Raw genomic sequence first — 13621 nt, forward strand, 5'->3', positions numbered from 1 at the left:
AGCTTTTATAGTTGCAAGCTAGATGCAACATTGATTTTATTCAAAGAATCGATCAAACATCTTTTTAGCTTTTGTTACGACACCTTCAGAATTTTGCTTTGGCTGCTTTTGCTTCTTAGGTTGTTGTACTTCTTGATGTTCTACTTTTGCAGCTCCGGCAACAGCTCCAGCGTTTCCAATACGGCCATAGAAAACATCTTCCATGTATGCATATTGAATTAAGCCAACTGCTGTCGTGTACTGTGGTTCGCGAACGCCGATAAATTCTGGTGTAAATAGACGAACGCGAGTTTGCAGAATATTACGCGCAAGTTCTGGCAGTCCATCCAATTTAGCCGTGCCGCCTGTTAAAACGACTCCTCCTGGCAAGTCTTGTACGCCTAAGCGGTAAAACTCATCTAAAATCAGTTCAAAAAGTTCTTCCAGGCGAACTCCGATTATTTCAGATATGTATTTTTGATTATACTGTTCTGTTGAATCAGATCCAATAACTGGAACTTCAAAAACTTCATCTTCTGAAGCATCTTCAAAAAACGCATGACCATGTTCAAGTTTAATTTTTTCAGCTTGATCTGTCGGTGTCTTTAAAATAATGGACAAATCTTTTGTAACGTGGTCGCCTCCAACTGGAATTACGGTAGAAGCAGTTAAGTGGCCTTCTTGGAAGATAGATATAGAAGTAGATCCTCCGCCGATATCGATACACGCTGTGCCATGATTTTTCTCATCTTCAGTCAACGCATAACTTCCTGCTGCAAGCGGTTGAACGTAAATATCACGTATTTCAAGCCCCGCTCTTTCTACGCATCGAAGTACGTTGTGTAAAATTGTTTTTGAAGTTGTCACCATTGTACCATCCATTTCAAGGCGAATACCAATCATGCCTCGAGGATCTTTGATTTCTCCTAAATGGTCAACAATGTATTGCTCAGGAATGATGTTTACCAATTCCCGTTCTGGTGGTATTGACATTACTTGTGCCGCTTCTAATACACGATCTAAGTCCTCATCGGTAATTTCACGATTTTCACTGTTTACTGCCACAATCCCTTTAACTGGTTGCAATACTGCTTTGTTAGCTGGGATTCCTAATACTACTTCGTGAATCGATTTACCGATCATGCGCTCTGCTTGATCAACAGCTTTTTTAATGGACTGAACCGTTGCATCTATGTCAACAATCGCACCTTTTTTTATCCCATTAGATTTTACATTTCCGACACCAATTACATTCAATGACTTGTTAGCCATTTCTCCGATTAAAACTTTAACGGAAGACGAACCGATGTCTAAACTTACATATAATTCTGATTGACTCAATTCGTGGCACCTCCTTATTAAACTACTGTACTTATATTCTATTGCATATCGTGCACCTTGTCTAAGAAAATCGCAAATCTTAAACAAATTTCCTCGAATTATTCAAATTGTTTCTCTAACTTCTTTTTTTTCAGCCCATTTTGCCAATATTATGCGTCGAATGACTGCAATATTTTGAAATAGCCGCACACCAAATGCAAATATCGCAGCTAAATACAAATCTACGCCTAGATGAACACCGAGAAAAGCAAGACCCGCTGCTAATGCAATGTTGAAAAAGAATCCAGAAACAAATACTTTATCATCATACACTTGTTGTAGATGAGCACGTATTCCGCCAAAAAGTGTATCGAGTGATGCTAATACGGCTATGGACAAATAATTGGCATATTCTGGCGGTATTTGCATGTCCGTTAGAAGTCCTAGCGATATACCGAGTATTAAACCTAAAATGGATAGCCACATCGCTATTCCTCCTCTATCGCTTGTAAATATTTAGTATCGATAATGCCGTCATATGCTTCAATTATCATATCGCTTTGTGGCGCCGAAACTGTTAGTGACATATTATCGATATAAAAATCATCTAGAATTCGTGATCCTAATAAATGATTATACAGTTTTTCCGAGTCTTCCATCGACTTCGAAATAATTTTTATCGAAAATGGTGGTGTTTCAACTGGTTTTGCATTTACAGACGTCTGACCGTTTATATCTCGTATCGATGTTGTATTTATGATCCGTTTGCCATCTACCGAAACATGAATTGCTTCATATCGATTGATTTCATTGACTAATCGGATCAGTAAATCTGGCGAAATTCCTTCGATTTCCAATCCTAACGCAACCGCTTCCATCGATGGTTCCACTAAAACTTCAAATCCAGGCCCAGTTGTTTCTGATAAACCAACAGCCGATCTAAGTTCTCCAGCTGTTTCACGTAATGCTTGCTCAGGGCTTTCATCTGCAGCTGTATTATATTTGTTTAAAGTTTCATCGAGACTACCTACTTCTGAAAGCAATTGAGAATGCAGTTTTTTCTCTCTTGATAACTCTTGTCTGACTTCCCACACATCCCGCGTATCACGCCTGTCTGGTTCATTGATCGTGTTGTATTGTACTGCGGTCATTAACCCGATTAAAAACATGATCGACGTAAAACGAGTAAAGATTTTTCTTTTCACAAAACTTCCTCCTTACTCATGATTCCGTAAGTAAAGCAGGCATTTTAACGATTAATCCTTCGTCCAATGTAACGATAATATTATCATTAACTAATTGATCCATAATCCCACCGGTTAACTTAATTGACGAAGACAACACTTTTGGTTCACCGATAGCTTCGATAATAAAAGGAGCTGGGTATTGCACACCATCTACCGTAATTACCGGTCCCGTACACACAATATAGGAATTGCTATGAATACGTTGACCGTTAATAGAAATCGCCTCAGCACCCGAGATGTACAATTCGTTAATCACTTGGAAAACATGACTTTCGTGAACGATATAATCATTTGGGTTAACTGAATTAGGGTTGTAATCACCGTCTTGTAGCGTTACTTTCAAACCGCTTCCTTGCACTGGCACAAGACCAAGATATCTCCTTAGTTCTTCTGCTTCTTTTGCGTATTCAGTATAACGATTTTCTCCATCTGCAAAAGATTTTTCGTATTCTTGAACATCACTTTGTTTGGCTTGTAATTCATCTCGCAAAGCTTTGTTACGCTCTTGTTGCACAATCAATTCTTTCCGGTATCGTTCTTCTTGTTCAAAAAAAGCACCACCTGTATAACCTTCCTCTTCTTTTGTAGAACTGGATAAGCTATAGGAGTAGGCCATAATAAATCCAAGAACTAAAAATACCAATGAAAAAACAATCGATTTGCTAATATTTTTTCGGTTATTCCTCTTCGGCGTTTTCATCTTCTATTGGATCCTCCTCTGCAAAACCATAAGCATCTGCATAAGAGCGGAAAAATATTCCAACTTCCATATCGATTACGCCTTTTTGATCTTTTTCTAATTGCGCAATGACAGATGGATAATAGTTTATCTTGTCAGCCAATGTGCTCAAAATCCCACGTACTTCGTTGCCATCATTCATATATAACGTAACAAAGTCCGCATCTTGTTCTTCTGAATCTAAAATAATTTGAGAAATTAATTGAAGAACCTCTGGCTTGATATCCGTTAATTGATCAATCAATTTGCCTCTTTTTTTCTCGTCATCAAAATTCGAGTAAATTGGACCATCGATCACCGTTACCGGTTGCTTAAGCGCTAAATTATTCGATAATACAATTTGGTAACTGTTGCCACGGTCTAAATAACCCATTTGAACGTATTCTTTTAATTCGATTTCAACACCGGTCAACCAGTTTTTTTTAACGGATGCGCCTTCCACCCATTCCAGCTTTTCAAGTTTTTGCGCTACAGTTCGTGTGTCAAAAGACCACATTGAATCTCCGTTCGCTAATCCACTTGCTGCCTGATAGCTTTCTTGATTAAAAAGAACAGCGCCTTTAATAGTGATGGTCTGGATCTCACTGTACTTCGACTGGCTGTATAAAAGAATGGCAAGCAAAGTGAGAAATATGATCAACAGCGCCACAAACTTGCGATTGGTTCTTTTTTTCCGTCGATCGCGGAGCGATGGGATGCGTTCTTCGATGTCAATCACTTTGTCCATAATTGCTGCCCCTTATCTTTTATTCGTTCGCTTCCGTCATTTGGTGGACCGCGGAAATGAATGCATCTCCTCTAATTTCAAAGCTATCATATTGATCCCAACTGGCACATGCGGGCGACAATAAGATGGTATCGCCATCTGCTGAAGCTTTGATTGCTTTTTCGACAGCATCATCCATTTTGCCCGCTTGGACAATAACCGGTACGCCGCTTTCATCTGCAAATGTTGTAAATCGTTTAGCTGTCTCTCCAAAAGTCACCAATACCTTGACGCGGTCCATAAATGGACGGATTTCATCCAATGAATGGTTACGTTCTAAGCCACCAGCCAACAAAATAATATTCTCTGGAAAAGCTTCTAAAGCACTTTTTGTCGCCAAAGCATTGGTGGCTTTTGAATCGTTGTAAAATTTACGACCTTGCCATTCTTTAATAAATTGAGAACGGTGTTTTACCCCTGTAAATGACGTTAAAACACGAATAATCGTTTCTTTTGTACCGCCTTGTAATAAAGTTGCCGCTGTCGCAGCTAAAATATTTTCTAAATTATGCTGACCTGCCAACATAATTTTCGAACGTTCAATTAGCTTTTCACCTTGCCAATATACATATTTATCATCCGCACTGACACTTTCTTCAGTACGTCCCTTGAGTGTAAAAGGCACTAGTTTAGCTTTGCAACTCTTTGCATGTTCGACTAATAATGGTTGATCAGCATTATAAATAAAATAATCATCCGCTGTTTGATTTAAAGTAAGTTTCATTTTAGATTCTCGGTAATCTTCAATCGTCCCGTGATAATCCAAATGTGCTTCATATATATTGGTAATAATTGCGATTGTCGGTCGGAAAGATACCGTCCCTTTTAACTGGAATGACGAAAGTTCAGTCACAATGATATTTTTTTCTTTCGCTTTTTCAGCTACTCCACTCGCCACTGTTCCGATATTCCCAGCAATTAATGGGTTTTTATTGTCTTGATTTAACATATGGAACAATAATGTCGTAGTCGTTGTTTTGCCGTTTGAACCAGTGATGCCGATAAACGGCGCTTCACTAATTAAATAAGCTAATTCAATTTCTGTCCATACGGGGATGTTCTTTTGCATTGCCGATTGAATTAGAATATTTGTATATGGAATACCCGGGTTTTTAACAACCAATTCAAAACCTTCTTCTAGAAGGTCTTCTGGATGTCTGCCGCAAATGACGGTAACCCCCATATTTAATAATTCCTGTGCTTCAGGATTTTCTTCAAATGGCTTAGAATCATTGACAGTTACAAATGCACCTAGCTTATTTAAAATTCGGGCTGCAGTAAATCCACTTTTAGCTAACCCAAGTACAAGAACTTTCTTTTGATATAAATGTGGAGCTTCTTTCATTTACATTACCTCCAAAAAGACGGCAATTGCCGCACTGATAAGACCGACTGACCAGAATACAAGGACTACTTTCCATTCCGACCATCCGCTCAATTCAAAATGATGATGAATAGGGCTCATTTTAAAGATTCGTTTTTGACGCAATTTAAAACTACCTACTTGCAAAATAACAGAAGCTGTTTCAATTACAAACACTAATCCAATTATTAACAGTAATAATTCTTGTTTTAGCAAAATCGAAACCATTGCTAATGCGCCACCTAATGCTAATGAGCCTGTATCCCCCATAAAGACTTTAGCTGGGTATTTGTTAAAAATTAAAAACCCAAGCAATCCTCCTGTCACAGAGAAAGTGAAAATTGCGATAGCCATTTCATCTTGATAAATTGCTAACGCGCCAAAAGCTGCAAATGCAATAGAAGCAGTTCCTGCTACTAAACCATCAAGTCCGTCTGTTAAATTAACCGCATTGGAGAACCCAACCAACCAAAAGATGATAAAGAACACATATAGCCATGATAACTCAATGGAAAAGTTTGTAAAGGGGATATTGACCCCTGTCTCAAAGTTACCATTACTTAAAACAAGGAATGATACGACTGCAATTATTATTTGAGCGATTAACTTTTGTAGCGAAGTTAATCCCAGGTTTCTCTTTAATACCACTTTGATAAAGTCATCCAAAAAGCCAATCAATCCGTAACCGAAAAGAACTAATAATAAAATCCATATTTTAGCTGATAATCCCCCAGCAATCAAAGCGACCACCAAAACAGTAATAATAATAGAGATTAAGAAAACAAGTCCTCCCATAGTGGGAGTACCTGTTTTCTTCATATGTGATTCAGGTCCTTCTTCTCGTATGCTTTGTCCAAATTTCATTCTTTTTAATAAAGGAATAAATAACGGCATTAGTACAACCGTTAGTAACAAAGTAATTCCGAGACTCATTAATATAAAAGTATTCATTTATATAACTCCTTTAAACACAAGGTTACTCAGTTGATCTATTTGTTTCTGATTCTGTATTTTCTTGTGTTTCTATATTTTGTTGTGTATTCGTATCGATTTCTGACTCTGCTTGTATTTCGATTTCAGTTTCTTCTACTGTATTTTCTGATTCAATACCATCTAAACTTTCTTGCTCAACCTGATTTTGATTATTGTCTTCTTTCTCTTTTGCTTGCGCGGGATAAAAAATCTCCGGCGGATAAAGTTCAATAATCACCGAATCACCTGCCACCACAAGTTGACCTTTTTCGATACTTTGTGTCATTGCATAGCCTTGTCCCGCAATTTCTAGTGCTAAACCGCTTAATGATTGGTAAGCAAGCAACTCACGTTTCGACCATCCTGTGAAATCAGGTAAAGTTGTATCGCCATCTGTTTTCAGAATCACTTGTCCATCCTTCAAAGCGGTATTTCCAGCTTCAGGATACTGAGAAACAACTTTCTCACTATCTCCTGTAACAACAACTTCTATTCCTAATTTTTGTAATTTTTCAGTAGCTTGTGTTACTGTACTGCCAGTATATTCTTCCATTTGAACTGTTACTGCTTCAGCCATATTTTCGGGTTCGATGTTCAAATACTTTAAGCTATTCTCCATAACTGAAGTGAAAATTTTTGCTACTGGTACAGAACCATACTCGTTAGCTGGCACATTAGGTTGTTGAACACCGATATAGATAAGCAATTCCGGATCATCTGCAGGAGCCATACCTAAAAAGGAGAACAAGTAATTATTTCTACCTGTTAAATATCCGCCACCTTCTTTTGGTACTTGTGCTGTTCCGGTTTTTCCTGCGACTGTATAGTCTTTTAATGCAAACCCTCTCGCTGAACCCACATCAGAAGTGACAGTCGAAGCTAATACTTCTTTAACTTGATTAGCGGTTTCAGCTGAAATCGGCTGGCCTGCTTCTTGTGGTTCGCTTTTAACTGTTACTTCTCCTGTATCGGAGTTTTTGATTTGATCGATTACATACGGTTTCATCATGACCCCGTCATTGGCAATAGCAGACGCCGCTTGAATCATTTGAATAGGTGTAACTGTAGAACCTTGCCCGTATGCAGTCGTTAATTTATTTATCGGCCATTGGTTCAAGATTTTACCTGATGCTTCTTTAGGCAAATCGATGCCTGTTTGTTCTCCAAAACCAAAAGCATCTACATAATTCATGAAGGTATCTGCTCCGAGACGTTCTAGCAAATAAGCCATTGAAACGTTGGATGAACGTTGGAATCCTTCTAAGAATGAGATCGTCCCCCACCCTTGACCGCTATTGTGATCTCCTATTTTACTATCAAGTAAAGTATATGTCCCTGACTTATAAGTAGCATTAGGATCCCATTTACCTTCTTCAATAGCTGCGGCTAATGTAAACATTTTCATCGGTGAACCGGGTTCAATCGTTAATTCGATACTTTCATTTAGCCAATTGTCTGATAGACCTTCTCGCGTATTCGGGTCAAATGTTGGACGTTGAGACATTGATAAAATTTCACCTGTTTTAGGATCTGCGATTACTGCGATCATTCGCGTTGGGTCGTACTCTTCTTGCACACCAGTCATTGCATCTTCTAAGAAATTTTGCAACGTTTTATCCAATGTGAGTTGAACGTCCGCTCCGTTCACGGCTGGCGTGATCACCGATTCATTATTTGGCAGTAAAAAGCCCCACTTATCCGTATCAAATTCCATTTTGCCATTTATCCCAGTTAACACGTCGTTATGAATCGATTCAAGACCCATTCTTCCCGTTGTTTTTGTTTCTCCATTTTCTAGCTCTTCTTTCATTGCATAGCCAATTAAATGCGAAGCAAAAACACCATTAGGATATAACCTTTTTAAATCTCGAACAAATAGAAGACCTGGAATATCTTCTTCCTTCATGGCTAGCATCTGCGTATGACTAATTTCACGACCAGCAGAACCAAATTCTACTTGATAGCGATCTTTTTCGACACCACTCTTTAAAATTTCTAGAATTTTTTCTTCAGAGGTATCCAAATATCCCGCTAATTTCTTAGCAGTTTCTTCAGTATCTACAACATGTTGCGGATCACTTGCTTTTTGCGTAACCGATTCATCGAGCACTGCGACTAGCTTATAGGTAAGTGTATCTTCAGCTATTATTTCGCCATTGCGATCGATAATGCGCCCGCGTTCAGCCGTCAACACTTCTTCTTGACTGTATTTCGCTGCAGCTTTAGCAGCCAATTCTTGTCCTTCCACTTTCCCCGTGGCTTGTATTGTTACAATTCTCGCCAATAAAAGGAAAAAGAGCCCTGCGAATAACAAAAATAGCAGAAAGGCTCCTCCTTGAAACCGAAACTTTTTCTTCATTGTCCAGGCACTACCTTTACATTTTGCTCATTTAGTTTAAGGCCAAGTTCTTTCGCTTTAGCCCAAATGCGCGAATATGAAGACAGTTCACTTACTTGTACGGACAAATCTGTATTTTGCTTCGATGTTTCATTGACTGATTGTTCAATTTTTTGAATTTCTTGAGTTGATGCTTGAATCGTTGCTTGATTCTGCAAAACCAGCAATGCACACATAATACAGACTGCTACAAAAGTTGTATACAGAATTTTTTCGCCTTTAGTGACTAAACCTTTTTTTCTAATCGCCTGTTGCTGTATCGGGTTTTTAGCTGCGGCCGACTGTTGGATGTAATCTTCTGTTCTTGCATTCAGTGCCATCTGAACACGTCCTTACTCGTTTATTTTTTCTGCAATCCGCAGTTTAGCGGACCTAGATCGATTATTATGCTCTAATTCTTCTTCAGAAGGTAAGATTGGTTTTCTTGTAATTAATTTTAAGATAGGTTCCATTCCATCAGGAATTACCGGTAAATTCGGTGGCAATTCAGGTAAAGAAGAGGCTTCTTTGAAAATCGCTTTACAAAGTCGATCTTCTAACGAATGGAAAGTAATGACGCTAATTCTTCCGCCTATTGCTAAAAGACTTACTGCATCTTGTAAAGATGTTTCGGCTGCACCTAATTCATCGTTTACTGCAATTCGAATGGCTTGGAACACTCTTTTAGCGGGGTGGCCACCTTTGCGACGAGCAAAGGCAGGAATGCCATCTTTAATGCATTCAACCAACTGACCAGTGGTTTCGATCGGCTGTTTTTCTCTTGCCGCTTCGATTTTACGCACGATTTGCTTAGAAAATTTCTCTTCGCCGTAACGATAAAAAATTCTTACTAAATCTTCGAAAGACCATTCATTTACTACATGGTATGCGCTTAGTTCTGCGCTCTGGTCCATTCGCATATCCAAAGGTGCATCGTTGTGGTAACTAAACCCTCTTTCTGGTGTATCCAATTGTGGAGAAGAAACGCCTAAGTCATAAAGTATGCCATCAACTTTTTCTACTCCATGCATTTCCAATTCTTCTTTTAAAAATTTAAAGTTGGCATGGATAAATGTAATTCTATGTAAATACTCTTGTAGTTTTTCTTTTGCATGAGCTATTGCCGTTGCGTCTTGATCGAAACAATATAAATGACCTTGGTCAGATAATTGCTGAACCAAATATTCGCTGTGCCCTGCTCCGCCCAGTGTACAATCAACATATATGCCATCAGGACGAACGTTCAGACCATCGACAGTTTCATGCAGTAAAACCGTGGTGTGATTGAACAATCCATTCCCCCCGTTCACTTTTAAAAGTCAAAATCAGTTAAATTTTCCGCGATTTCACTAAAGGAATCTTCGGATGCTGCAAAATAGCTTTCCCATGAATCTTTTGCCCATATTTCAAAACGGTTGGACACACCTAAGATAATGCATTCTTTTTCAAGTTTCGCGTAAGAAATTAATGTCGTCGGTATATTGACGCGCCCTTGCTTATCAAGTTCCACTTCAGAGGCACCTGAGAAAAAAAAGCGTGTAAAAGCACGTGCGTCTTTTTTAGTGACCGGCAGTTCTTTGAGCTTTTCTTCAATTTTCTGCCATTCGTCCATAGTGTAGCCAAATAAACATTGATCCAGACCTCGCGTAATCACAAAATGATCACCCAAGAGTTCACGAAATTTAGCCGGTATAATTAACCGTCCTTTTGTATCAACGCTATGTTGATATTCTCCCATGAACATATCCTTCACCCCACTTATTGTAATAAATGTACCACAATCCCCCACTTGTCACCACTTGTTTTTGAAATATTTCACTTTTGTTACAAAAAAAAATCTCAACAAGTTATTTTGACATAAAAAAAGCCTGCATATGCAGGCTTTTTCACTTAAAAATAAATAATTTTATGATTTTTGTCATAACTAAGCGGTAGTGCTAAAAGTTCTGTAACAAGCCCAGTTCCATACTGATTCATAAAAGTAAATGGGTTATAAATTCGTTCTTGAAACCCACCATTTGGCAGTAATTCATTTTCGATCGCATCGTAATGTCCGAACTCTATGCTGTTTTGAAGGATTACTTCATCTTGCAATTTGTTTTTCAAGAACTTTAATTGCTTAACATGAAATTGTAAATTCTTCTCAACTATTGGCGTTAATCCTTTGCTGATAGAAGATAATTCTTGATTGATTTGCTCATAGGCTTTTTCTAATTCAAGTTCAACATTCTTAATTAGTATTTCAGCTTCTTGCTCACGTATCGTCTCCATCAATTGGTTTCTCTTCGATGATACTTGACGGTCATTAACCACAGCTGAAAAATCCAAGTCGTATTTTTTTAGCAAACTTTGTGTTTGCCGGTTTACTAAAGTTAAGCTTAGTCGAGGCATAATTACCGGCAATTCCATATCGAATAACTCAAAAGCTCCTTTTAAAGCTGCCCAATAAGCAATTTCGCCAGGACCTCCAACAAAAGCAAGTACAGGAAAAACCATTTCCTGCATTAACGGACGAGTCACCACATTATTACTTAATAGCTCCGGCGTTTTATCTGCTATATCAAGAAGTTGCTGTTTTGTAAAGCGTATGGAGCCGTTATTCGCTACAAACTCGTGGCCTTCGCGTTCTAATAATAAACGCTCTCCTTTGATCGTGATAAAAAGATTTGCAGCTGTCTCTTCTGCACCTATTACTGCGTTATAACCATCTTCAATAAGTGACTTTTCTGTTTCAGTAACGGTCTTGGCAATGTCAACTGTATGCTCAATCATTTTCACGAAATAAGGAGATTCGTATTGTCTGAATGCTTTATCTGCAGCATCTATATACAGTAGCCCTTCTTCTTGAAAGAAATAATGAAGAAGTGCAACAAAAAAATCAGTGAAAGATTGGGCTTCTTCTAATAAACCATAGGTCAATTCCTGAATCTCTTTGGAATGTTCTGTTTCAGGTAGGCTACGGAAAAACTCTTCTAAAAAAGAAGCTGTTTTCAGTTTATTGAGATTTGCAGTTGAAGCTGATTTTTTTCCGTATTCGGCATAGGGAATATTCAATTTATCTATCCGCCCATTTACTTCTCGGTAAAGATGGCTAACTTCAGCCAAATCATGATCCTCTCCAGCAATCCAAAAAACTGGGACAACTGGTGTTTGTAGTTGTTCAGTAGCTTGTTTTGCAAGAATAATGACAGATATTGCTTTATGTACCGTATATAAGGGTCCAGTTAAAATTCCCGCTTGCTGACCTGTAATTACTACAGGTGCGCCTGCTTCAAAATCAGCTAAATTTTGCTGTGCCGCTTCAGATAATTTTTCAGGTTTCATATAATCACGAACAATGCCTGCTAATCTTGAGCGGTCTACAGAATGGTATTTAAGACTCTTTAATCTTTTTTCAAACGACTCTATTTGTGGATCGTATGAAAAGTATCTTTGAAGCCCCGATTGACTATTTATATAATCGCTCATCAATTTACTAGATGGTTCTACGTACTTTTCCTCTACTTTCATTCAAAAAGTCCCCTTTTCCCTTTACATTCAAAATCTACTATAGCAAACGCATCTATTAAATAAAAAAAATACGCCTGCTAAATTGATTTAACGATAATGGAAACAAGACCTACTATCCACACAAGGGCATAAAGTGTGGCCAATAGCAAAAAGTAAGTTCTCCACAATTTACGTAAAAACGGAATGATTTCAAGTTCTTTAGTTGATCTCCATTCGATAACCAACATGACAATTGCTAATATGAGCGCTATAAAATAAATATATGCTGAGGTGGAAAAGCCCCATAGAAACTCAATACTTGCAGATACAGAAAAGAACAATAAGAATGTTGTAATATCTGATGCAAAAACTAATGCTTTTTGTTTTTTTCTTTTTATAGAAAAGAGATAGACAAGAATAAATAAAAGAAAAGGAATATATAAAAATACGGAAGCAATTGCATTTACTATTGTCATGTTCTTACCTCAATGGTTTTCAAAAGGTGATAAAACGCTTTGAATAAAGGCAATTCTAACTTTGAACGATTTAATACATACAACATAAGACCATCAACCTCCATTGGATCATTAGCTAAACGGTCAGCATACATCCTCGATACTTTTGCGGATTCTGCTGCACACATAGTCGCTACATGTTCGATTGGCTGCAGCCTCTCAATTTCTGGAAATGCCAAATATAATTCATTATACAAATTTCGGAACAATTCATAAGCATGTGGGTTTGTAATCAACTCACCTAAACGTATCTTCATCATAGCGGTTAGCGGATCAATCAAACTGCTAAGCAATACGCTTTCAAACAGCGACTTTTCAATATTATCTACCCACTCACTCTGCCAAGCAGTGGTGTGAAGCAGTGGTTGGAATTCTTCTAACTGCCCTTTTATTAACCCAAAAATTAGTTGAACCGTTTTATTAAAACTAATTTCATTATCACTTAATTTGATACAATCTGTCTCCAATATAGCGGCGGCAATATGCCTATGTGATAATGCATGGGCTTTTTCTAAATAAAGCATACCTTGTTGTAAAAAAACGATTTTATTACTTGGACGGCGAATTTTTAACAACCTTAAAATAGGTTGCAGTTCTTCGTAGTTAACTGTAACAAGAATAAAAGCATCTGGATCGATTTGTTCGAAATCTGTATAAGCATCTACTTTTTGGCAGCTTTCACCATGTATAATTCCTTGCTTGTTAATCAAAGCGGCTTGCTCTTCGTGCTGTGTAATCACTTGCACTTCATGGCCCGCTTTTTTCAGTAGATAAGCTGGTAGCAATCCACTGACTCCAGCTCCGATAATTGCATATTTCACGGAATCACTCCTTACAGTGCCACAAATTTTTCT

The 13621-nt window shown here is 38.0% G+C and carries 14 protein-coding genes; all 14 read right to left on the reverse strand.

The genetic code is table 11. The features are described from left to right. Positions 1-36 precede the first annotated feature (36 nt). Positions 37-1320, reverse strand: coding sequence for a cell division protein FtsA (gene ftsA, locus PLANO_RS10050; RefSeq protein WP_038704318.1), 1284 nt, complete (start codon positions 1318-1320; stop codon positions 37-39). Between the two features lie 102 nt (positions 1321-1422). Further along, positions 1423-1785 (reverse strand): small basic family protein, encoded by a 363-nt coding sequence (locus PLANO_RS10055; RefSeq protein ID WP_038704319.1) that lies wholly within the window; start codon positions 1783-1785, stop codon positions 1423-1425. 2 nt (positions 1786-1787) lie between these two features. Beyond that, entirely contained in the window at positions 1788-2504 is a 717-nt protein-coding gene (locus tag PLANO_RS10060; protein ID WP_038704320.1) for a DUF881 domain-containing protein, read from the reverse strand. Positions 2505-2520: 16 nt separating this feature from the next. Then, complete coding sequence (locus PLANO_RS10065) at positions 2521-3246, reverse strand: DUF881 domain-containing protein (protein WP_038704321.1); 726 nt, start codon at positions 3244-3246, stop codon at positions 2521-2523. Then, positions 3224-4012: a cell division protein FtsQ/DivIB gene (locus PLANO_RS10070; protein WP_038704322.1), complete on the reverse strand. Its 789-nt coding sequence runs from the start codon at positions 4010-4012 to the stop codon at positions 3224-3226. Before PLANO_RS10070 ends, PLANO_RS10065 begins: the two co-directional genes overlap by 23 nt. A 19-nt stretch (positions 4013-4031) precedes the next feature. Then, the gene (murD, locus tag PLANO_RS10075) at positions 4032-5396 is read right to left on the reverse strand and encodes a UDP-N-acetylmuramoyl-L-alanine--D-glutamate ligase (RefSeq protein WP_038704323.1); all 1365 of its coding nucleotides are present in this window, start codon (positions 5394-5396) and stop codon (positions 4032-4034) included. Beyond that, entirely contained in the window at positions 5397-6365 is a 969-nt protein-coding gene (mraY, locus tag PLANO_RS10080; protein ID WP_156108901.1) for a phospho-N-acetylmuramoyl-pentapeptide-transferase, read from the reverse strand. A 25-nt stretch (positions 6366-6390) separates the two neighbouring features. After that, entirely contained in the window at positions 6391-8745 is a 2355-nt protein-coding gene (locus PLANO_RS10085) for a penicillin-binding protein (protein ID WP_038704324.1), read from the reverse strand. Further along, positions 8742-9104, reverse strand: coding sequence for a cell division protein FtsL (gene ftsL, locus PLANO_RS10090; RefSeq protein WP_038704325.1), 363 nt, complete (start codon positions 9102-9104; stop codon positions 8742-8744). Before ftsL ends, PLANO_RS10085 begins: the two co-directional genes overlap by 4 nt. Positions 9105-9116: 12 nt before the next feature. Next, positions 9117-10055, reverse strand: coding sequence for a 16S rRNA (cytosine(1402)-N(4))-methyltransferase RsmH (gene rsmH / locus PLANO_RS10095; RefSeq protein ID WP_038704326.1), 939 nt, complete (start codon positions 10053-10055; stop codon positions 9117-9119). 20 nt (positions 10056-10075) lie between these two features. Next, positions 10076-10507, reverse strand: a complete 432-nt coding sequence (gene mraZ / locus PLANO_RS10100) for a division/cell wall cluster transcriptional repressor MraZ (protein WP_038704327.1) — start codon at positions 10505-10507, stop codon at positions 10076-10078. Positions 10508-10653: 146 nt separating this feature from the next. Further along, positions 10654-12273, reverse strand: a complete 1620-nt coding sequence (gene bshC / locus PLANO_RS10105; RefSeq protein ID WP_038704328.1) for a bacillithiol biosynthesis cysteine-adding enzyme BshC — start codon at positions 12271-12273, stop codon at positions 10654-10656. Positions 12274-12350: 77 nt separating this feature from the next. Next, positions 12351-12728, reverse strand: coding sequence for a DUF3397 family protein (locus tag PLANO_RS10110; protein WP_052124309.1), 378 nt, complete (start codon positions 12726-12728; stop codon positions 12351-12353). Continuing rightward, the gene (locus tag PLANO_RS10115; RefSeq protein ID WP_038704329.1) at positions 12725-13588 is read right to left on the reverse strand and encodes a ketopantoate reductase family protein; all 864 of its coding nucleotides are present in this window, start codon (positions 13586-13588) and stop codon (positions 12725-12727) included. Before PLANO_RS10115 ends, PLANO_RS10110 begins: the two co-directional genes overlap by 4 nt. Between the last annotated feature and the right edge of the window lie 33 nt (positions 13589-13621).

This window comes from Planococcus sp. PAMC 21323, from assembly GCF_000785555.1.
Classification (GTDB): Bacteria; Bacillota; Bacilli; order Bacillales_A; family Planococcaceae; genus Planococcus.

What these genes read in the sequence shown, in the direction of transcription:
- PLANO_RS10055 (WP_038704319.1), bottom strand. Translation starts at nt 1,785, where the DNA reads ATGTGGCTATCCATTTTAGGTTTAATACTCGGTATATCGCTAGGACTT.
- PLANO_RS10065 (WP_038704321.1), bottom strand. Translation starts at nt 3,246, where the DNA reads ATGAAAACGCCGAAGAGGAATAACCGAAAAAATATTAGCAAATCGATT.
- PLANO_RS10070 (WP_038704322.1), bottom strand. Translation starts at nt 4,012, where the DNA reads ATGGACAAAGTGATTGACATCGAAGAACGCATCCCATCGCTCCGCGAT.
- murD (WP_038704323.1), bottom strand. Translation starts at nt 5,396, where the DNA reads ATGAAAGAAGCTCCACATTTATATCAAAAGAAAGTTCTTGTACTTGGG.
- mraY (WP_156108901.1), bottom strand. Translation starts at nt 6,365, where the DNA reads ATGAATACTTTTATATTAATGAGTCTCGGAATTACTTTGTTACTAACG.
- PLANO_RS10085 (WP_038704324.1), bottom strand. Translation starts at nt 8,745, where the DNA reads ATGAAGAAAAAGTTTCGGTTTCAAGGAGGAGCCTTTCTGCTATTTTTG.
- ftsL (WP_038704325.1), bottom strand. Translation starts at nt 9,104, where the DNA reads ATGGCACTGAATGCAAGAACAGAAGATTACATCCAACAGTCGGCCGCA.
- mraZ (WP_038704327.1), bottom strand. Translation starts at nt 10,507, where the DNA reads ATGTTCATGGGAGAATATCAACATAGCGTTGATACAAAAGGACGGTTA.
- bshC (WP_038704328.1), bottom strand. Translation starts at nt 12,273, where the DNA reads ATGAAAGTAGAGGAAAAGTACGTAGAACCATCTAGTAAATTGATGAGC.
- PLANO_RS10110 (WP_052124309.1), bottom strand. Translation starts at nt 12,728, where the DNA reads ATGACAATAGTAAATGCAATTGCTTCCGTATTTTTATATATTCCTTTT.